The organism is Nocardioides conyzicola, from assembly GCF_039543825.1.
GTDB classification, from domain to species: Bacteria; Actinomycetota; Actinomycetes; order Propionibacteriales; family Nocardioidaceae; genus Nocardioides; species Nocardioides conyzicola.
Genome location: NZ_BAABKM010000002.1, coordinates 1038680 through 1057731, shown reverse-complemented (window position 1 = coordinate 1057731; position 19052 = coordinate 1038680). Strand labels below are relative to the sequence as shown.

Genomic DNA, 19052 nt, shown 5'->3' with positions numbered 1-19052 from the left:
AAAGCTCGACCACCAGTACTAACGAAGGACAACAGCCATCGTGCTTGATGTGAACTTCTTCGACCAGCTTCGGATCGGCCTGGCCACTGCGGATGACATCCGTACGTGGAGCCACGGCGAGGTCAAGAAGCCGGAGACGATCAACTACCGCACGCTCAAGCCTGAGCGTGACGGCCTCTTCTGCGAGAAGATCTTCGGTCCCACCCGGGACTGGGAGTGCTACTGCGGCAAGTACAAGCGCGTGCGCTTCAAGGGCATCATCTGCGAGCGGTGTGGCGTCGAGGTCACCCGGTCGAAGGTGCGTCGTGAGCGGATGGGCCACATCGAGCTCGCCGCACCGGTCACCCACATCTGGTACTTCAAGGGTGTCCCGAGCCGGCTCGGCTACCTGCTCGACCTGGCCCCGAAGGACCTCGAGAAGGTCATCTACTTCGCGGCCTACATGATCACCTCGGTCGACGAGGACGCGCGCCACAAGGACCTGTCCTCGCTCGAGGGCAAGGTCGGGCTGGAGCGCGAGCGGCTCGAGAAGCGCCGCGACTCGGCCGTCGAGGACCGCGCGAAGAAGCTCGAGGAGGACCTCGCCGCCCTGGAGGCGGAGGGTGCCAAGGCCGACCAGCGCCGCAAGGTCAAGGACGGCGCCGAGCGCGAGATGAAGCAGCTCCGTGACCGTGCCCAGCGCGAGATCGACCGCCTCAACGAGGTGTGGGACACGTTCAAGAGCCTCAAGGTCCAGGACCTCATGGGCGACGAGATGCTCTACCGCGAGATGAAGAACTGGTTCGGCAAGTACTTCGAGGGCTACATGGGCGCCACGGCGATCCAGAAGCGCCTCCAGGACTTCGACACCGAGGCCGAGGTCGAGTCGCTGCGCGAGACCATCGCCACCGGCAAGGGCCAGCGCAAGGTCCGCGCCCTCAAGCGCCTCAAGGTCGTCGACGCCTTCCGCAAGACCGGCAACAAGCCCCAGGGCATGGTCCTGGACGCCGTGCCGGTCATCCCGCCGGACCTGCGTCCGATGGTGCAGCTGGACGGTGGCCGCTTCGCGACCTCCGACCTCAACGACCTGTACCGCCGCGTGATCAACCGCAACAACCGCCTCAAGCGGCTGCTCGACCTCGGCGCGCCCGAGATCATCGTCAACAACGAGAAGCGGATGCTGCAGGAGGCCGTCGACTCGCTGTTCGACAACGGCCGCCGTGGTCGCCCGGTCACCGGGCCGGGCAACCGCCCGCTCAAGTCGCTCTCCGACATGCTCAAGGGCAAGCAGGGTCGCTTCCGGCAGAACCTGCTCGGCAAGCGCGTCGACTACTCGGGCCGTTCGGTCATCGTGTCGGGTCCGCAGCTCAAGCTGCACCAGTGCGGTCTGCCCAAGCAGATGGCGCTCGAGCTCTTCAAGCCGTTCGTGATGAAGCGCCTCGTCGACCTGTCGCACGCGCAGAACATCAAGTCCGCCAAGCGGATGGTCGAGCGGGCGACGTCCGGTGCCCGGTACGCCGTGGTGTGGGACGTCCTCGAAGAGGTCATCACCGAGCACCCGGTGCTGCTCAACCGCGCACCCACGCTGCACCGCCTCGGCATCCAGGCCTTCGAGCCCCAGCTGATCGAGGGCAAGGCCATCCAGATCCACCCGCTCGTCTGCTCGGCGTTCAACGCCGACTTCGACGGTGACCAGATGGCGGTGCACCTGCCGCTGTCGGCCGAGGCGCAGGCCGAGGCCCGGATCCTGATGCTCTCGACCAACAACATCCTGAAGCCGTCGGACGGCCGTCCGGTGACCATGCCTACCCAGGACATGATCATCGGCCTGTTCTTCCTGACCACCGACCGGGACAACACCCCCGGCGACGGTCGGGCGTTCGCGTCCCAGGCCGAGGCCATCATGGCCTTCGACCGGGGCGAGATCGCGCTGCAGAGCAACGTGAAGATCCGGTTCAACGACATCGTCCCGCCGATGGAGCTCGGCCTCGAGCCGCTCGCCCCCGGCGAGCAGATCACGCTGGAGACCACCCTCGGACGGGCGATCTTCAACGAGACCCTGCCGGCGGACTACCCGTACGTGAACTACGAGGTCGGCAAGAAGGCCCTCGGCGCGATCGTCAACGACCTGGCCGAGCGCTACACCAAGGTCGAGGTCGCCGCCTCGCTGGACGCCCTGAAGGACACCGGCTTCCGCTGGGCCACCTTCTCGGGTGTCACGGTCTCCATCGACGACGTCACGACGCCGCCGGAGAAGGCCGAGATCCTGTCGGTCTTCGAGGCCCAGGCCGCCAAGGTGCAGTCCCAGTTCGAGCGTGGTCTGGTCACCGACGAGGAGCGCCGTCAGGAGCTCATCGAGATCTGGACCCAGGCCGCGGCCGACGTCGGCAAGGCGATGGAGCTCACCTTCGACCGCGCCAACCCGATCTACATGATGGTCGAGTCGGGTGCCTCCGGAAACATGAACCAGATCCGGCAGGTCGCGGCCATGCGTGGTCTCGTGGCCAACCCGAAGGGCGAGATCATCCCGCGCCCGATCAAGTCCAACTTCCGTGAGGGCCTGACCGTCCTCGAGTACTTCATCGCGACGCACGGTGCCCGCAAGGGTCTGGCGGACACCGCTCTGCGGACCGCCGACTCGGGCTACCTGACGCGTCGTCTGGTGGACGTGTCGCAGGACGTCATCATCCGTGAGGACGACTGTGGCACCGAGCGCGGTCTGCCCAAGCGGATCGGTGAGCGGCTCGAGGACGGCAGCGTGGTCAAGGCGGAGAACGCCGAGACCGCGGCGTACGCCCGGTCGGCGGCCACCGAGGTCACCCACCCGAAGACCGGCGATGTCCTCGCCGTCGCGGGCGAGGACCTGGGCGACGTCAAGATCGGCGAGCTGGTCGCTGCCGGCATCGAGGAGGTCAAGGTCCGCTCCGTGCTGACCTGTGACGCCAAGACCGGCACCTGCGCGAAGTGCTACGGCCGATCGCTGGCCACCGGCAAGCTCGTCGACATCGGCGAGGCCGTCGGCATCATCGCGGCCCAGTCGATCGGTGAGCCCGGCACGCAGCTGACCATGCGTACCTTCCACACCGGTGGTGTGGCCTCGGCCGACGACATCACGCAGGGTCTGCCCCGCGTGGTCGAGCTCTTCGAGGCCCGCTCGCCCAAGGGTCGTTCGCCGATCGCCGAGGCCGCCGGCCGCGTGGAGATCGACGAGACCGACAAGACCCGGAAGATCCTGATCACGCCGGACGACGGCTCCGAGGTCCAGGAGTACCCGGTCTCGAAGCGGTCGCGTCTGCTGGTCGCGGACGGCGAGCACATCGAGGTCGGCCAGATGCTCACCGTCGGTACGCCGGACCCGCAGGACGTCCTGCGGATCCTCGGTGTCCGTCGGGCTCAGGAGCACCTGGTGGACGAGGTCCAGGCCGTCTACCGCAGCCAGGGCGTGGCGATCCACGACAAGCACATCGAGATCATCGTCCGGCAGATGCTGCGCCGGGTCACGGTGATCGAGTCGGGCGAGACCGTGCTCCTTCCCTCCGACCTGGTCGACCGTGGCCGGTTCGAGGAGGAGAACCGTCGGGTCGTCTCCGAGGGCGGCAAGCCGGCCTCGGGTCGCCCGGTGCTCATGGGCATCACCAAGGCCTCGCTGGCGACCGAGTCGTGGCTCTCGGCGGCCTCCTTCCAGGAGACCACCCGCGTCCTCACCGACGCGGCGATCCACGGTCGCTCGGACTCGCTGCGCGGTCTGAAGGAGAACGTGATCATCGGCAAGCTGATCCCGGCTGGTACCGGCCTCGAGCGGTACCGCAACATCCGGGTGGAGCCCACCGAGGAGGCCCGCGCCGCGGCGTACTCCGTCACCGGTTACGACTCCTACGACTACGAGTTCGGCAATGGCGGCCAGGCCGTCGCGCTGGATGACTTCGACTTCGGGTCCTACCAGAACTGAGTCGTCCAGAGGCCCCATCACCCTGCGGGTGGTGGGGCCTCTGCCATTTCGGGGTCGATGTGCGGCGGCTCGACAACCCGGGAGCACCGGTGCGCGTCCCACCCCCATGAAGAGAATGCTGATGAGCGCACTCCTGCTGGCCGGTCTGCTGACCGCGACCGGCGCCCCCGCGCAGGCGCAGCCGCCGACCTGCACCAACGCCCAGCTGACGGCGTCCTACCGCGGCGGCGACGCCGCGACCAGCCACCGCTACGGACGGATCGTGCTGCGGAACACGTCGGACCAGGCGTGCACGATCCATGGGTACGGCGGGCTGTCGTACGTCGGCGGCGGAGACGGCACCCAGGTCGGTGCCGCCGCGACGCGGACGTCCAGCCGGGTCCGCACCCTCCTGGTCCGACCGGGCCAGCGAGTGGTGAGCGCGGTCGTCGAGACGTCGTGGGGCCCGTACGCCGGGCGCTGCCGCCGGGCCCACGTGGACGGGTTCCGGGTCTACCTGCCGGACGAGACCCGCGCGCAGTTCGTGCCGCACCCCACGACGGGCTGCCGCAACAGCCGCGTGCACCTGCTGGCACACCGGGCCTACCGGCGGCCATGAACTAGCCTCGACGGATGACTCGGGTCGTCCTCGCCGCCCTGCTCGCCGTCACCCTGCTGACGCCGGCCGCACCGTCGTACGCCGGCGAGCGCGGGGTGCGACCCGTGCCGGTCCCGCGGGACGGCCGCGCGGTCGACACCTCGCACCCCGACCGGGTGGTGGGCCGGGGCACCCGCGCGAGCTGCACGTCGGCCGCCGTGGTGCGGGCCGTGAGGCAGGGCGGCGTCATCACCTTCGACTGCGGGCCGGCGCCGGTGACGATCCGCATGAAGCAGACCGCGAAGGTCGTCAACGACTCGCGCCGGGTGGTGATCGACGGTGGCGGCCTGGTCACCCTCGACGGCGGCGGCAAGCGGCGGATCCTCTACCAGGACACCTGCGATCGGCGGCAGCACTGGACCACGTCGCACTGCGACGACCAGGCGACGCCGCAGCTGGTGGTCCAGCACCTGACCCTCGCGCACGGCAACGCGACGGGGCAGCGGTACGACGGCGGTGGCGGTGGCGCGATCTTCGTGCGCGGCGGCCGCCTGAAGATCGTCGACTCGACGTTCCTCGGCAACCGCTGCGACCGGCGGGGACCCGACGTCGGGGGAGCGGCGGTGCGCGTGCTGGACCAGCACCGCGACCTACCGGCGTACGTCGTCGGCAGCACGTTCCGGGGCGGCCGGTGCAGCAACGGCGGGGCGCTGAGCAGCATCGGGGTCTCCTGGACGGTCCTCAACAGCACCTTCGTCGGCAACCGGGCGACCGGGCACGGTGCCAACCCGGCGCGCGATGGCACGCCCGGAGGTGGCAGCGGCGGCGCGATCTACCTCGACGGCAACCGCTTCCGCCTCGACCTCGCCGGCACCCTGGTGGAGCAGAACAGTGCCCTCGAGGGAGGCGGTGCGGTGTTCTTCGTCAGCAACGACCGCACCGGCACGATGCGGATCCGGTGGTCCACCCTCAGGTACAACCTGAGCGAGGGCTTCGAGACGCGCGGGCTGCCCGGGATCTTCTTCCTCGGCGCGCGGCGACCCAGCGTGACCCACTCGGTGCTGCGCTGAGACAATCGGAGCGTGAGCACCCCGACCCAGACCGACGTCCTCGTCGTCGGCGCCGGCCCGGCCGGGTCGGCGGCAGCAGCGTGGGCGGCGCGCGGAGGCGCCGAGGTGGTGCTCGCCGACGCGGCGGTCTTCCCCCGCGACAAGACCTGCGGCGACGGGCTCACCCCGCGCGCGATCGGTGAGCTCAGCCGCCTCGGGCTCGAGGACTGGCTGCGCGCGCACACCGTCAACCAGGGGCTCCGGGCACACGGCTTCGGCCAGACGCTGCTGCTGCCCTGGCCGGGCGGCACCCTCCCGGACTGGGGCTCGGCCGTCGCCCGCACCGAGCTCGACGACCACCTGCGCACCACCGCCATCAAGTCCGGCGTGACCGCCGTGGAGGGGCACCGGGCGGTCGACGTCCGGCGCGACGGCGACCGGGTGTCGGCCGTGGTCTTCCGGACCGACGCCGGCCCGGTGGAGATCCGGTGCAACCGGCTCGTCGTCGCCGACGGCGTCCGCTCCCCGCTCGGCAAGGTGCTCGGGCGCGAGTGGCACCGCGAGACCGTGTACGGCGTCGCCGGCCGCTCGTACGTCGCCTCCGGGATGTCCGACGACCCGTGGATCAGCTCGCACCTCGAGCTGCGCAACGAGGAGGGGAAGATCCTGTCCGGCTACGGCTGGATCTTCCCGCTGGGGACGGGCGAGGTGAACCTCGGCGTCGGCACCCTGGCCACCGCCAAGCGACCCGCCGACCTCGCGGTCAAGCCGCTGATGGCGCACTACGCCAGCGAGCTGCGTGAGGAGTTCCAGCTCGGTGACGAGCTGCGGATGCCCACCTCGGCGTTGCTGCCGATGGGGGGCGCCGTCTCGAACGTCGCCGGCCCCAACTGGGCGCTGGTCGGCGACGCCGCCGCGTGCGTGAACCCGCTCAACGGCGAGGGCATCGACTACGGCCTCGAGACCGGTCGGCTCGTCGCCGAGATGATGAGCGAGCGCGACGACCTGGCGCGGGCCTGGCCGGCCCTGCTCCGCGACCACTACGGCGAGTCCTTCTCGATCGCTCGCCGGCTCGCGGGCCTGGTCACCGTCCCGCACCTGCTGCCGGCGCTCGGTCCGGTCGGCATGCGCTCCGACTGGCTGATGACGCTCGCGCTGCGGTGGATGGGCAACCTGGTCACCGACGAGGACCGCGACCGCGCGGCCCGGGTCTGGCGCTGGGCCGGCCGTCGCTCCCTCGCCCGTGACCACCGGCCGCCCTTCCAATGATGGCCGGCCGATGAGCGGGTTGCCGAAGCGCCAGCGCGTCGCGGCGTACGCCGTGATCCTGCGCGACGGTGCGATGCTGCTGAGCAGGCTCGCTCCGACCGTCACCCCGGACGAGCTGTGGACGCTGCCCGGCGGCGGCCTCGACCACGGTGAGGACCCCCGCGACGCGGTGGTGCGCGAGATCCACGAGGAGACCGGGCTGGACGCCGTCGTCGGCGAGACGGCCCGGGTCTACTCCGCCCACCTGCCCGGCGTGTGGCGCGACGGCCGCCGGGTGGACGCCCATGCGCTGCGGATCGTCTACGAGGGCTGGGTGTCGCCGGACGCCCCGCCGCCGCAGGTCTTGGAGGTCGGCGGCTCGACGATGGCCGCGGCCTGGCAGTCGGTGGCCGACGTGCTCGACGGCAGCGTGCCGGTCGTCCCCATGGTGCTCGAGGCGCTCGCCGACCACCGACCGTTCCGGCACCAGCGCCTCGGCGCCTACGCCCTGGTCCGTCGTGACGGCGCGGTCCTCCTCACCCGGATCTCCGCTCGCGGCTTCCACACGGGCTCCTGGACCCTGCCCGGCGGTGGCGTCGACCACGGCGAGTCGCCGCGCAGCGCCGTGCTCCGCGAGCTGCGGGAGGAGTGCGGCCTCGACGGCTCCGTCGGCGAGCTGGTCGCGGTGCACGACGACCACTTCAGCGGTACGGCGCCGTCGGGTCGCTACGAGGACTTCCACGCCGTCGCACTGGCCTTCGACGTCGTCGTCGACGACGCTGCGGAGCCGGTGCTCACCGAGGTCGACGGCACCACCGACGCGGTCGCCTGGGTGCCGGTCACGGACATCGAGTCCGGTGCGGTGCCCGTCCTGGACCTGGTGCGCGAGGCGCTCCGGAGTCCCACGACCTAGGGCAGTGGGGTCGCCGCCACCTCGCACGCGTTGACGCCAGGCTTCGCGTCGTTGTTGACGACGTAGTTGGACGACAGCACGTAGGCCTTCTTGACGCCGCCGATCGACACCCAGAGCCGCATCATGCCGTTGCGGGGGAGGTCGACCGGACCGAGCAGGCCGGTGACGGGGTCGTGGTCGAGGTCGTCGACGTGGTCGACGTGGTCGTCGACGTCGCCCTCGCCCTGGATGTACTCGTAGTCGAGGAACGACGTCGCGGCTTTGGCTCCGGTCGGCCGGAACGCCACCGTCTGGTCGTTGGCGTTGCTGCCGGGCTCGCAGGTCACGATCGCGTCGCCGAGGCCGGGGATCGTCGTGGTGCTCGTCGTCTGCCGCAGTCCCTCGTCGGTGCCGTGCCACGAGAGTCCGAACTGGCGCGTCGTGTCGGTGTGCAGGGTGAGGGCCATGTTGCAGTACTGGTGACCGGGGTAGGCGAACCGCTCCCACCACCAGGTCAGCTGGAAGGACGTCGCCGGCGTCGCCAACGCGCCCCCGCCGTCGAGGTTGCGGCCCGGACGCTGGCTGATCAGCCCGTAGGCGTTGCCCTTGCGGAAGTCCTCGATCGGCGACTTCTGGTTGAGCCCCTCGTGCGCCTTGGGGCCGGTCCCGCCTCGCCCGTTGTCGGCCGCGGTGGCGTAGGTGTACACGCGGACGTTCTTGACCGCGACGACGTCACGGCCGTTCTTCTGCTCGAACTTGGCCATCCACAGCTGGGTCTCCGGCGCCCGGCTGTTGGGCCGGATCCGGATCTGGGTGCTCTTGGGCCGGCAGACCAGGTCGACCTGCCCGATGCCCGGCACGCTGGCGCTCTTCTGGTAGACCCGGCGCTTCCTCTCGCCCTTCCAGCTGACGACGATGCGCTTGTCCTGCTGGACCGCCTTCCTCGCCGCGACCCGGGCGGTCGAGCCCGGCTCGCCGTACGACGGCGTGCCGAGACCGGCCAGCAGGCTCAGGACGAGCAGCAGGCCGAGGCCGAGGTGGCGACGAGGCGGGGTGGTCATCGTGCCGGCGCGCCCGGCTCTGCCGTCTCGTCCGGGTCCGCGGGCTCGGTCTCGTCCGGGTCGGGCACCACGAGCTCGGGCTGGGTGCTGCCGTCGACCCAGTTGAGCTCGGCCTGGATCGTCGCGTCCGTGAGGCTGATCATGGCGGCGTCCTTGGCGGCGGACTGCGCGGAGGTCAGGTAGTCCTTGAGGAAGCCCTGGACCTCCTTGCGCTCCAGCGACCGCGTCGTCGTGGTCATCAGGACCTGGGTCGAGAGCGGGTAGACACCGCTCGCGATCGTGGTCTGGCTGGGGAAGACGCAGTTGCGGTGCCCGTCGGGCAGGGTGATCTCGAAGGGCCGCAGCTCCTCCTCGAAGAGCTCGTAGGAGCTGAACCGTGCGTAGATCACGTGCCCCACGCTGCGCTCGACCGCGCGGCGAGCCGAGGCGGCGGTGTCCGCGGAGTGCTTGGCCGCGGCGTACCGGGTCTTCGCCGCCCGGACGTCGTCGGTCGCCTTGTCGACGGCGACCTGGGCCGCGCTGACGCGGGCGATGTCCTTGGCCTGGGCCGCGGGGGTGCGCTTGTCCCGGATGCCCTTGGCCCGCTCGGCCTTGGCCGTGCGCAGCTCGTCCTGGGCGTCGACGAGTACCTGCCGGGACGAGATCAGCTCGGACTTGCGGAGCCCCAGCTGGCGGGCGCGGTCGGGGTAGGCCTGGGCGAGCTTGGCGCGCCGGGTGCCGCCGTTGAGGAACGTGCGGGCTTGGGAGAAGCGGTCGTAGCTGTAGTAGTCGGACCTCAGGTCGGTCTGGCTGGGGGAGGGCGAGCCCAGGACGGTCTTGCCGAACTCGGAGAACTCCACCGGGAACCCGGTGGAGGACGGCCCGCCGACCGCCATCGGGATGTCGTCGAGGCCCAGCTGCTTCCAGTTCGTGATCGGCGACCCGGCACGCCAGACCTCCTGGACCTGGTCGGTGCTGAGGCAGTCGCCGCCCACGTCGGACTCCGACTTGACCGCGACGACGATGCCGTCGGACGCGATCTGGAACTGGACGACGTCGAGCCCGACGGCCTGGCAGGCCTCCCACTCGCTACGGGTGATCCGTCGCTCCGAGTTGACGAGGTCGATCTTGCCCGCGCACAGCTCCTGGAACGCCTCGTCCTGGGTGTGGTTGCCGACGTTGATCGTGGACGACGTGCCGGTCGCGTTGTAGCGGCCGACCTCGTCGTTGGTCAGGGTGAACGTGGTCGTCCCGTCGATGTCGAGCTGGCCCGCGGGACGGTCCGGGAGCGCCTTGTTGGCCTTGGCGATCTGGCGCTGCGAGGCCTGCTGGGCCGCGTAGTCCTGAGCCTGGGCGTTGGCGACGAGGTCACTCGCGTCCTGGGGGTCCTCCTGCGAGCACGCCGCCAGCAGCAGCGCGCCGGACAGGGCCAGGGCGAGCGCGGCCGCGCGGCCGGTCCTCCGGTGGGTGGCCATCAGTTGTCCTCCGTGCTCGTTGCCGCGGCGGACGGGCTGGTGGTGGTCGTGGGTGCGGACTGGCCGCCCGGGGTGAACCGGTAGCGCTGGCCGAGCTTGACGACCTCGAAGTCGTCGAGGTGCAGCCCACCGAGCTCGTTGCCGGCGATCATGTCGGAGGTGACGTCGCGCTGCGCGTACAGCGTCGGGACCGCGGCCCGGTCGACCACGATCGCGCCGTACGTCCGCAGCGCTGCGACGATCGCGTCCGACATGCGCTGCTGCTGCGGCGTCATCGGGATCGGCTTGCCCGTCTTCGGGTCGGTGGGCCGCGCGAGCTGGACGCCGGCCTTGAGCCGGATCCGGGCTCCCTCGGGCAACGAGGTGATCCGGCCGTTGCCGTCGGTCGACGACGCGGGCTGCACGAAGACGCCCTGCGCCGGTCCCGGCACGCTGATCGCGAGCGCGTGGTTGATCAGTCCCGCCTGGAGCTCCTTGGGACGGATCAGGCCGGCGAACAACGGCAGCCCGGATCCGCGGGCGCTCACCTTCTGGGGCGCCTGGAAGCCGGGACCGTCGGTGTCCCACTGCCGCATGAAGTTGTAGGAGATGGTGCCGTCGTCCTCGCGACGGGCCCGCCACAGGTCGTACGCGATCGGCTTGCTGACGTCGAACACCGTGAACCAGCCGTCGAAGCGGGGGTCGGGATCGACGTCGGACGGGATGCTGAGGACTGTGGTCTCGGCGCCGTCGCCGCAGACGAGCTGGCGGCACACCAGCTTGGTGGGCTTGCCGCCGGCGACCACGGCGGTCGTCCAGCGCTCGGTGTTGATGTAGACGCCCGCGTTGACGATGCGGCGCTGGGTGTCGAGCTTGTCCGACCCGGTCCGCTGGACCACGCCGACGCGCTCGCGCGCCTGGCTGATCATCCGCGACGACCGGTCGTCGACGCCCGCGCCGTCGATCCGCGTGTTCCACGGCGAGTCGGCGGCGAAGAACCGGCGCTCCGGCACGGCGACACCCGCGGCGGAGTCGGTCGGGTTGACCAGGACCTCGAGATCCGGCTTGTCCGTCGAGCCGGCGTCCTTGCCGCCGCACCCGGCGAGGGCGAGCGCAGCGATCGACGCGAGCACGACGGCGGCACCGGTGCTGCGGAGCCGGGCGCTCATGCCTGGTCCCCCTGGGTCGAGAAGGGATGCCGCGGAGCCAGGGTGGACTCGATCGACTCGGCCAACCGGGAGACGGCGTCGCTGATCTCGGCGAGCTGACGGCTCTCCCGCGGCGACTGGCCGCCGAGGCCGGCCTGGCTGCGGGCGGCGCTGATGATCGCGTGCGCCTCACGGCGTGCGGTGATCCGGATCAGCTCGGCGTCGAGCTCCGCCTGGGCGGTCAGCAGCTCCGCGCGGCGAGCGGCCTCGGTCTCGAGGGCGGCGACGTGCTGGAGGGCCGCGTTCTCCGCGTCCCGCAGTCGCTCGATCGCCGCGTCCACGACCTCCTGCACGCTGCCGCCGAGGTAGGCGTCGTCGGGTGCCTGCTCGGGGACGACCGGGAGGGCCCGGGCGATGCGGCGCGGCGACGGGGCCGGCTCGGTCGAGAAGCGCAGCGTCGGCGCGGCGTCGGCGAGGACGGCGTCCTCCACGAGCTCGTCGCGGTGATCGGTGCCCATGGCCCCGGCGATGACGGCGTCGACGGTGCCCTCGGTCATCGGCTCCGCGGCCGTGGCCTCGGGGACCGGCTTGCGGCGGCTCGCAGCGGGCTTGCGCGCGGCCGGCTTGGCCGCAGCGGCCTTGGGCGTGGCCTTCGCGGCCGGCTTCGGCCGGCTGCGGGGCGCGGGCTTGGCGGGCGTCGGTGCCGGCTCCGGCTCCACGACCGCCTCCGGCTCCGGTTCCGGCTCGACCACGGCCGCAGGCTCGGTCTCGACCACGGGCTCGGGCTCGACGGCGACGGCACGGCGACGGTCGTCGACCGAGGTCACGGTGGCCAGGGGAGCGTCGTTGGAAGGGGCCGCCACCAGCCGGCTGGCGAAGTCGACCTGGCCGAGACGGGCCTCGGCGCTGAGCGCGAGCAGGTCGTCCACGCTCGGCGGCGGCAGGATCGGGGTGACCTTCTGGTCCATCACTGAGCTGCCCCTTCCGAGCTGGTCTGGTTGGCCGTGGTGCCGCCGTCGGGATCGAAGTTGGGCGGGACGCCGAGCAGGACGTAGCGGTCGGTCCGGTAGATCACCGGGAGCCGTGGGTCGGAGCCGTCCGCCGCGTTGGGGTACATCTGCGACAGCAGGTCGTTGCCGCCCGTGAAGATCAGCATGTAGTTGACGTGCAGTGCGGGGTCGCGGGCGATGGCCTTCCACGGCCCGTCGCTCTCGTCGACCCGGTCGACGAACAGGTCGGGACGCCCGGTCAGCAGCATCACGGCGTACGTCTGCGAGTTGTCGGTGAGGATCGAGTTCTGATCGGTGATGTTGGCCGTGATGTACTCCGCGGTCGCCTGCTCGTCGCGGTCGCCGACGATGGACCCGCTGAGGGTCTTGGCGCCCTCCTGCGAGTCGCGGGTGGAGATCGCGGCGGCGAAGTTGGACTCGAGGTTCTGGTAGCGGTAGCTCTTCATCGCCTGGAAGGTCCACGGGATGCTCACGAGCAGCAGCACGATCAGCGCGATGCTGACGATCATGTTGTTGGACTCGGCCGAGCGGGCGATCCAGACGGCGCCGATGACGGAGAAGAGCAGGATCGGCAGCGCGTTGCGCATCTGCATCGGCGAGTCCGTCAGCTTCAGCGCGACGGACAGCGCCGGCGAGACGATGGCGGCGCCGAGCAGGACGCCGAGCCAGAGGGCCAGCGGGTTGTTGCGCGCGATGCCGACGAAGATCAGCACGGGCAGCACCACGATCGCGATCGGGGCGCCGTAGAGCACCAGGGATGCGGTGTCCTGGAGCAGCTCCACCCCCGTGAAGGTCCCGGGGTCGCCACCGCCGGTGTCGCTGGCGGCGGTGATCCAGTAGAACGGCTTGGCCAGCAGGATCAGGTTGAAGACCGTCCACAGCGCGATGACGTACGCCGTCGGGACCGCGAACCCGACGGTCGTGCCCTCGACCTCGCTGCCGTCGGCGCCGAGCTTGGCCAGGATCGCGCCGATCATCATCGCGGTGAGCACGAACCACAGCAGGCTGCCGTAGCCGGAGAGCGCGGCGACCGAGAACGCCAGGCCCGCGAGCATCACGAACCGGACGTCGGCCGTGATGTACCAGGCCATGACCGCGCCCATGGCGACGACCACGAAGGAGATCCAGATGAACTGGCGGGCGCCGCCGGAGGCGTAGAGCAGGAAGAGCGGGTTGGCGCCGAGCGCGATCAGGGCGGCGTACCGCAGCGGGGCGATCAGCTGGGCGCGGCGCATCATGGTGTTGAGCGCCAGCATCGTCAGCCCGGCGAACACCGCCGAGGCGATCGGGACCGCGATGAGCGAGGACGTGACCGCCGGGAAGATCGCCAGCGGCGACACCAGCAGGGTGGCCAGCGGCGGGTAGTCGAAGCCGAGGGCGGAGAGCTTGGCCGGGTTGTTGTGCCAGATCATCAGGGCCCGGTTGAGACGGTCGAGGGTCTCGAAGCCGATGACGTGCATCTTGACGACCATCCAGTAGCCGAACCAGATGTAGAACCCGGTGAAGCCCGCGAAGACCGCGGCGCTCTCCCACGTGCGCCGGCTGATGTCGGGTGTCCGCTGGTGGATCGACTGGACCAGCGAGGCCTTGCGCTGGCGCGAGGCCAGGATGTGGGCGGCCGCCTTGTCGGCGTCCGACGCGGCGTCGGGTGCGGCGAGCGTCTTCTCGGGCGTGGTGCTCACAGCTCGTCACCCTCACCGTCGTCGAGACCGTGCTCGGTCTTCTCCCAGTAGAAGGGGTTGGTGAAGAGCTGGATGGCGCCCTTCCAGGCGGCCCAGCTCATCAGGCCCCAGTAGAGCGGCGAGAGCAGGGCGGTCCGGGTGATGCCGAACTCGCCGCGCTGCAGGCTGCCCGCGACGTTGAGGTAGACGAACACGAAGTTGCCGACGAAGAGCAACGCGCTCGCCGCGTAGAAGACGAAGCCGGGGAACATCTGCTGGATGAACCCGGCCTGGGTCAGCAGGTAGATCGTCGACAGGCTCCAGAAGATGGGGTTCATCAGCAGGACGAACGCGTTGCCCATCGTCAGGTTGAAGCTGACGAAGCCGCGGAAGCCGGTCTCCCGGGCGAGCGTGCCGGGGCTGCGCATGTGCACGAGCCAGGTCTGGAAGTAGCCCTTGATCCACCGGCTGCGCTGGCGGATCCAGTTGGGCACGCTGGAGTTGGCCTCCTCGAGCGTCGTCGCGTCGATCATCGCCGTGCGGTAGCCCTGGCGGTGGAGGCGGATGCCCAGGTCGGCGTCCTCGGTCACGTTGAACGGGTCCCACGCGCCGAGCTCGCGGAGCACCGAGGTGATGAAGTGGTTGGAGGTCCCGCCGAGCGGGATCGGCGAGCCGGCGGCACCCATCGCCGGCAGCACCAGCTCGAAGTGCATCGAGTACTCGTTGGCGAACCAGGCGGTCAGCAGGTTCTGGTCCTGGTTGAAGTGGTTGAGCTTCGCCTGGATGCACGCGACGTTGGAGGCGACCGTCTGGAAGGCGAGGTACGCCTTCTTCAGCTCGTCGGGGTCCGGGCGGTCCTCGGCGTCGAAGATGACGCAGAAGGTGCCGGTCGCGAGCTGGAGGCCGTAGTTGCAGGCCTTGGGCTTGGTCTTCGGCTGGCTGTCCGGCACGACGACGAGGTGGAAGTGCGGCGGCAGGTTCAGCGACTTGATCATCGCCACGGTCTCGAGGTCGTCCTCCTCGCACAGCAGCTTCACGTCGAGACGGGTGCGCGGCCAGTCGAGCTCGTTGATGCCGCGCACGAGGCGGCGGACGATCCCGGCCTCCTTGTAGAGCGGCACCAGGATCGTGTACATCGGGAGCGTCCGGTCGTCGAGCGCGGCGATCTGCTCGTCGGTGATGTCGGTCTCGAGGTGCGTGCCGAGGGCCCGGAAGGTGAGCTGGAACTTGTAGCAGGACACCAGCAGGTAGATCAGCGAGCAGACGGCGACCACGCCGACGAGGGTCGCCATCGGCCAGACGATGGCGCTGAGCAGGACGGCGATCCCGACGCAGACGCTCACCGCCTTCTGGTTGCCGGTGAAGACGACGTGGGCCGATGCCTCGGGCTGCGACTCCATCAGCGAGACGGTCGAGATGTGGGCGTAGTGCTCGCTGTGCACCCGCTGGATCAGCTGGTCGAGCTCGGTGCGGTTGGCCAGCAGCTGACGGAAGGGCGAGCCGAGGGCCTCCTCGACGTCGAGCGTCTGCTCGGGGTCGAGCGGCCGCGCCGTCGCGAGCAGCACCAGGTCCTCGGTCGCCGCGACCGGGACCGCCTGCAGCCGCTGCGCGAGGTGCTCGGGCAGGCGACGGGCGACCTCGAGGTCCGGGACGAAGTCGGCGAGGCCGACCCGCTGCATCTGGTGGAGCTCGGACAGGGCCGCGACCAGGACGTCCTCCGAGATCGCCTCGTGGGCGACCAGGATGTCGCCCAGCGGGTCTCCCGTCCGCGAGTACTCGAGCATGCCGAGCTGGAGCTGCTCGTTGGTCACCAGGCCGCTGCTGGTGAGCATCCGGGACAGCTGCACCCGGGCCCGTCGCTCCTCGGCGGTCTCGATCTGGCCCTCCAGGGGCGGGTAGATCGAGTCGATGGCCTCGGTGACCTCGTTGCCGGTGTGCCGGACCAGCTGGACCTGACGGTCGATGCGCTCGGCGACGACCTGCTGCGTGATCACGTCGTCGACGTCGGTGGCGGCGACGAGCACGACGCCGTCCATGACGGCGTACGGGATCACCCGGAAGGTGCGGCAGATGCCCTCGGGCAGCAGTCGGCCGAGGTCGGCGGACACGCCGTCGCCCAGTCGCGCCCGGGTGGGTGCGGCAGAAGTGGTGGTGGTCATGACGTTCCGGCTCCGAATCCCGAGGCGGACGGGGCGGTCGTCGAGCCGGGCGTGACCGGGCGGCTCGGTCGACTGCCGCGCGAGCGCCAGACGAAGTAGACGAGGAAGCCGGCGCCGAGGGCCAGCAACGGGGCGATGAGGAACGGGATGAAGACCAGGAAGAAGAGCGCCAAGGTCACCAGGACGCGCACGACGGCGGCCCCCGTCGACATGCGCTCGTGGCGCGCCTGACCGGCGTGCACGTTCATCGTTAGATCCCCTTGCGTAGTCGCGATGCGACCCGAGACGCGTTCCCCCCAGCTGAAAAAAGGCTAATGGGGCGGGATCGTCGGAGCGTCAACGTGCGATCCACAATGGGGTAACAGTGTGGAAAGGGATCGAACGGGCGTTCCGGTCAGCTGTCGTCCGCTGCGGCCGCCCGCAGGTGACGACGGGCCAGGGCGCCGTACGTGGTGGGCGTGCCGGCCTGGTCGCGGACCAGCGCCATCGGGTCGGTCGGGTGGTCCGCCCAGACCCAGAAGAGCGAGCCGATCTCGTGCTTGTCGGCCCACGCGAGGTAGCGGGCGACGTAGCCGTCGGCGGGGTCCTTGGCCCCCAGCTCGCCGGTGAGGACGGGCACCCGGTCGGCGATCGGCGCCAGGACCGCGTCCCAGCACTTCGCGTCGTTGCAGTCCTTGAAGTCGTAGCTGTGGAACGAGGCGACGAGCTGGTCGTCGTCGGGCGCGAAGTCGAGCCAGTGGGACAGGTCGTTGGCGTAGTCCAGGCCACCCAGCAGGATGGGCTGGGGCGCGCCGGCGTCGCGGATCTCGGCGACGACCGCGGCGACGCCCTGCACCGGGTAGGTCATCTGGCCGTCGGTGGCGGACTGGTCGTCCTCGACTGGCGCCTGGCAGCCACCGTCGCGCCAGCACTCCCAGGTGAGGTCGAAGACGAGGGTGTCGGTCGCGTCGTAGCGTGAGTACGGCTCGTTGAACGCGTCGAACATCACCGACGGGTTGCCGGCGTACTCGCCCGCGACCGAGCGCCAGAAGGACAACGACTCGGAGTCGGGCATCGCGACGTTGCCGAACTCCGGCTGGCCGATCCGCTTGCGGCTGTGCAGGTCGAGGATGACGACCAGCCCCTGCCGGTTGAGGGCCTTGACGAACGTGTCGACGCTGTGGCGGTAGCCCTGGGAGGTGCGCTCCTCGAACTGGTCGCTCACGGGTGCCCCGCGGGTGCCCAGCCAGCAGTCCTGGTTGAGCGGGAGGCGCACCGTGTTTGCCCCCCAGGAGGCGATCGCGGCGGCCTGGCTGTTCGCCGCGTCGCCGACGCCGAGCGTGTCGAGGGAGGACATGCCCCAGCCCTGGGTGCAGGCGTACTCGAAGCTGCTCCAGTTGACCCCGCGCGGGACGAAGGTGGCGTCGCTGCGCTGGTCGACCAGGCGGTTGCCGTCGACGACCGGCTGCGGCGCCCCCGTGTCGACGCCCGGTTGCGCGGGCGCAGGGTCGCGACGCTCGGCATAGATCGCACCGCCGGTGAGCAGCACAACGACCGCCGCCACCGGCACGATCCAACGCGCGTGCCGCATGAAGCCCCCCTCTTTCAACCACGCATGGTACGGCCCTCGGGCCCAACTATGGTTGCCGAATGAGCGAGACCGTCTTCACCTACGCCTCGCCGGCGCTGAAGTTCGGGGCCGGTGCGGCGGCCGAGATCGGCCACGACCTGGTGCGGATGGGAGCCCGCCGGGTCCTGCTCGTGACCGACCGCGGTGTCGCCGCGACCGGGCACCCGGCCCGGATCGCCGAGCAGGTCGCGGCGTACGGCGTGAGCGTCACGACGTACGACGGCACGCACGTCGAGCCGACGGATGCCTCGTTGGACGAGGCGATCGCGTTCGCCCGCGACGCCGGCCCCTTCGACGCGATCCTCGCGGTCGGCGGCGGGTCCTCGATCGACACCGCCAAGGCCGTCAACCTGCTCACCACCAACCCGGGCGAGCTGATGGACTACATCAACGCGCCGGTCGGCCGGGCGCAGCCGCCGAGCCAGCCGCTGCTGCCGTTGGTCGCGGTGCCGACCACGACGGGCACCGGGGCGGAGAGCACGACGATCTGCGTGCTCGACGTGCTGTCGCTGCACGTGAAGACCGGCATCAGCCACCCCGCGCTCCGACCGGTGATGGCGGTCGTCGACCCGACCCTGACCATGACGCAGCCGACGCTGGTGACCGCGGCCGCCGGCATGGACATCCTGTGCCACGCGCTGGAGAGCTACACCGCGCGGTGGTACGCCGACTTCGCCGCCAAGACGCCCGAGCAGCGGGTGCCCTACTGCGGCGCCAACCCGATCGCCGACCTGTGGTCGGAGAAGGCGCTGGGCCTGCTGGCCGGGGCCTTCCGCGAGGCGGTGCGGGACGGCGGCGACGCCGGTGCGCGTGAGCAGATGGCCTTGGCGGCGACCTTCGCCGGGCTCGGCTTCGGCAACGCCGGCGTGCACATCCCGCACGCCAACGCCTACCCGATCGCGGGCCGGGTCCGCGACTACCGGCCGGAGGGCTACCCGGACGAGCCGATGGTGCCGCACGGGATGGCGGTGTCCCTGACGGCGCCCGAGGCCTTCCGGTTCACCTTCGACGCGGCACCCGAGCGGCACCTGCACGCCGCCCGGCTGCTCGACCCGTCGGCGGGCGACGGCCCCGACGCCCTGCCCACCGTGCTCACGACCCTGATGCGCGACATCGGGATCCCGAGCGGCCTGGCCGAGATCGGGTACGGCGAGGCCGACGTCCCCGATCTCGTCGCGGGCGCCCTGCAGCAGCAGCGGCTGCTTGCGACGGCGCCGAGGAGTCCCACGGAGGAGGACCTGGCCGCGGTCTTCCGGCGGTCGATGGAACACTGGTGA

Annotated in this window: 14 protein-coding genes; 6 read left to right on the top strand and 8 right to left on the bottom strand. The window is 70.6% G+C overall.

From position 1 onward, the window contains the following. Positions 1-40: 40 nt before the first annotated feature. The 5 genes from ABEA34_RS08170 to ABEA34_RS08150 all read left to right on the top strand — a co-directional run bounded on the left by ABEA34_RS08170 (position 41) and on the right by ABEA34_RS08150 (position 7715). Complete coding sequence (locus ABEA34_RS08170) at positions 41-3928, top strand: DNA-directed RNA polymerase subunit beta' (protein WP_345520749.1); 3888 nt, start codon at positions 41-43, stop codon at positions 3926-3928. 121 nt (positions 3929-4049) lie between these two features. After that, a complete protein-coding gene (locus ABEA34_RS08165) occupies positions 4050-4526 on the top strand; it encodes a DUF4232 domain-containing protein (RefSeq protein WP_345520748.1) in 477 nt (158 codons plus the stop codon). Between the two features lie 14 nt (positions 4527-4540). Further along, positions 4541-5575 carry a hypothetical protein gene (locus ABEA34_RS08160; RefSeq protein ID WP_345520747.1) on the top strand — a complete coding sequence of 345 codons (1035 nt, stop codon included), beginning with the start codon at positions 4541-4543 and terminating at the stop codon, positions 5573-5575. Between the two features lie 12 nt (positions 5576-5587). Continuing rightward, positions 5588-6823: a geranylgeranyl reductase family protein gene (locus tag ABEA34_RS08155; protein WP_345520746.1), complete on the top strand. Its 1236-nt coding sequence runs from the start codon at positions 5588-5590 to the stop codon at positions 6821-6823. Positions 6824-6833: 10 nt separating this feature from the next. Beyond that, positions 6834-7715, top strand: coding sequence for an NUDIX domain-containing protein (locus ABEA34_RS08150; protein ID WP_345520745.1), 882 nt, complete (start codon positions 6834-6836; stop codon positions 7713-7715). Here ABEA34_RS08150 and ABEA34_RS08145 read toward each other — a convergent pair. From ABEA34_RS08145 to ABEA34_RS08110, 8 genes are all read right to left on the bottom strand, one after another. Then, positions 7712-8755, bottom strand: coding sequence for a hypothetical protein (locus tag ABEA34_RS08145; RefSeq protein WP_345520744.1), 1044 nt, complete (start codon positions 8753-8755; stop codon positions 7712-7714). The genes ABEA34_RS08150 and ABEA34_RS08145 overlap by 4 nt on opposite strands. After that, a complete protein-coding gene (locus ABEA34_RS08140; protein WP_345520743.1) occupies positions 8752-10209 on the bottom strand; it encodes a substrate-binding domain-containing protein in 1458 nt (485 codons plus the stop codon). Before ABEA34_RS08140 ends, ABEA34_RS08145 begins: the two co-directional genes overlap by 4 nt. Beyond that, positions 10209-11357, bottom strand: a complete 1149-nt coding sequence (locus ABEA34_RS08135) for a hypothetical protein (RefSeq protein ID WP_345520742.1) — start codon at positions 11355-11357, stop codon at positions 10209-10211. The genes ABEA34_RS08140 and ABEA34_RS08135 overlap by 1 nt, the downstream gene beginning before the upstream one ends. Continuing rightward, the gene (locus ABEA34_RS08130) at positions 11354-12304 is read right to left on the bottom strand and encodes a hypothetical protein (RefSeq protein ID WP_345520741.1); all 951 of its coding nucleotides are present in this window, start codon (positions 12302-12304) and stop codon (positions 11354-11356) included. The genes ABEA34_RS08135 and ABEA34_RS08130 overlap by 4 nt, the downstream gene beginning before the upstream one ends. After that, complete coding sequence (locus ABEA34_RS08125) at positions 12304-14028, bottom strand: hypothetical protein (protein WP_345520740.1); 1725 nt, start codon at positions 14026-14028, stop codon at positions 12304-12306. Before ABEA34_RS08125 ends, ABEA34_RS08130 begins: the two co-directional genes overlap by 1 nt. After that, on the bottom strand, positions 14025-16166 hold the full coding sequence (locus ABEA34_RS08120) for a glycosyltransferase (protein WP_345520739.1): 2142 nt from the start codon (positions 16164-16166) through the stop codon (positions 14025-14027). The genes ABEA34_RS08125 and ABEA34_RS08120 overlap by 4 nt, the downstream gene beginning before the upstream one ends. Beyond that, entirely contained in the window at positions 16163-16414 is a 252-nt protein-coding gene (locus ABEA34_RS08115) for a hypothetical protein (protein ID WP_345520738.1), read from the bottom strand. The genes ABEA34_RS08120 and ABEA34_RS08115 overlap by 4 nt, the downstream gene beginning before the upstream one ends. Before the next feature lie 146 nt (positions 16415-16560). Continuing rightward, on the bottom strand, positions 16561-17736 hold the full coding sequence (locus ABEA34_RS08110) for a glycoside hydrolase family 5 protein (protein WP_345520737.1): 1176 nt from the start codon (positions 17734-17736) through the stop codon (positions 16561-16563). Between the two features lie 59 nt (positions 17737-17795). Between ABEA34_RS08110 and ABEA34_RS08105 the strand changes: the two genes are divergently transcribed. Continuing rightward, the gene (locus ABEA34_RS08105) at positions 17796-19052 is read left to right on the top strand and encodes a hydroxyacid-oxoacid transhydrogenase (protein ID WP_345520736.1); all 1257 of its coding nucleotides are present in this window, start codon (positions 17796-17798) and stop codon (positions 19050-19052) included.

Bases quoted from the DNA above. Each gene is read 5' to 3' on its own strand.
- ABEA34_RS08165 (WP_345520748.1), top strand. From the start codon at position 4,050: ATGAGCGCACTCCTGCTGGCCGGTCTGCTGACCGCGACCGGCGCCCCC.
- ABEA34_RS08160 (WP_345520747.1), top strand. From the start codon at position 4,541: ATGACTCGGGTCGTCCTCGCCGCCCTGCTCGCCGTCACCCTGCTGACG.
- ABEA34_RS08150 (WP_345520745.1), top strand. From the start codon at position 6,834: ATGAGCGGGTTGCCGAAGCGCCAGCGCGTCGCGGCGTACGCCGTGATC.
- ABEA34_RS08145 (WP_345520744.1), bottom strand. From the start codon at position 8,755: ATGACCACCCCGCCTCGTCGCCACCTCGGCCTCGGCCTGCTGCTCGTC.
- ABEA34_RS08140 (WP_345520743.1), bottom strand. From the start codon at position 10,209: ATGGCCACCCACCGGAGGACCGGCCGCGCGGCCGCGCTCGCCCTGGCC.
- ABEA34_RS08135 (WP_345520742.1), bottom strand. From the start codon at position 11,357: ATGAGCGCCCGGCTCCGCAGCACCGGTGCCGCCGTCGTGCTCGCGTCG.
- ABEA34_RS08130 (WP_345520741.1), bottom strand. From the start codon at position 12,304: ATGGACCAGAAGGTCACCCCGATCCTGCCGCCGCCGAGCGTGGACGAC.
- ABEA34_RS08120 (WP_345520739.1), bottom strand. From the start codon at position 16,166: ATGACCACCACCACTTCTGCCGCACCCACCCGGGCGCGACTGGGCGAC.
- ABEA34_RS08115 (WP_345520738.1), bottom strand. From the start codon at position 16,414: ATGAACGTGCACGCCGGTCAGGCGCGCCACGAGCGCATGTCGACGGGG.
- ABEA34_RS08110 (WP_345520737.1), bottom strand. From the start codon at position 17,736: ATGCGGCACGCGCGTTGGATCGTGCCGGTGGCGGCGGTCGTTGTGCTG.
- ABEA34_RS08105 (WP_345520736.1), top strand. From the start codon at position 17,796: ATGAGCGAGACCGTCTTCACCTACGCCTCGCCGGCGCTGAAGTTCGGG.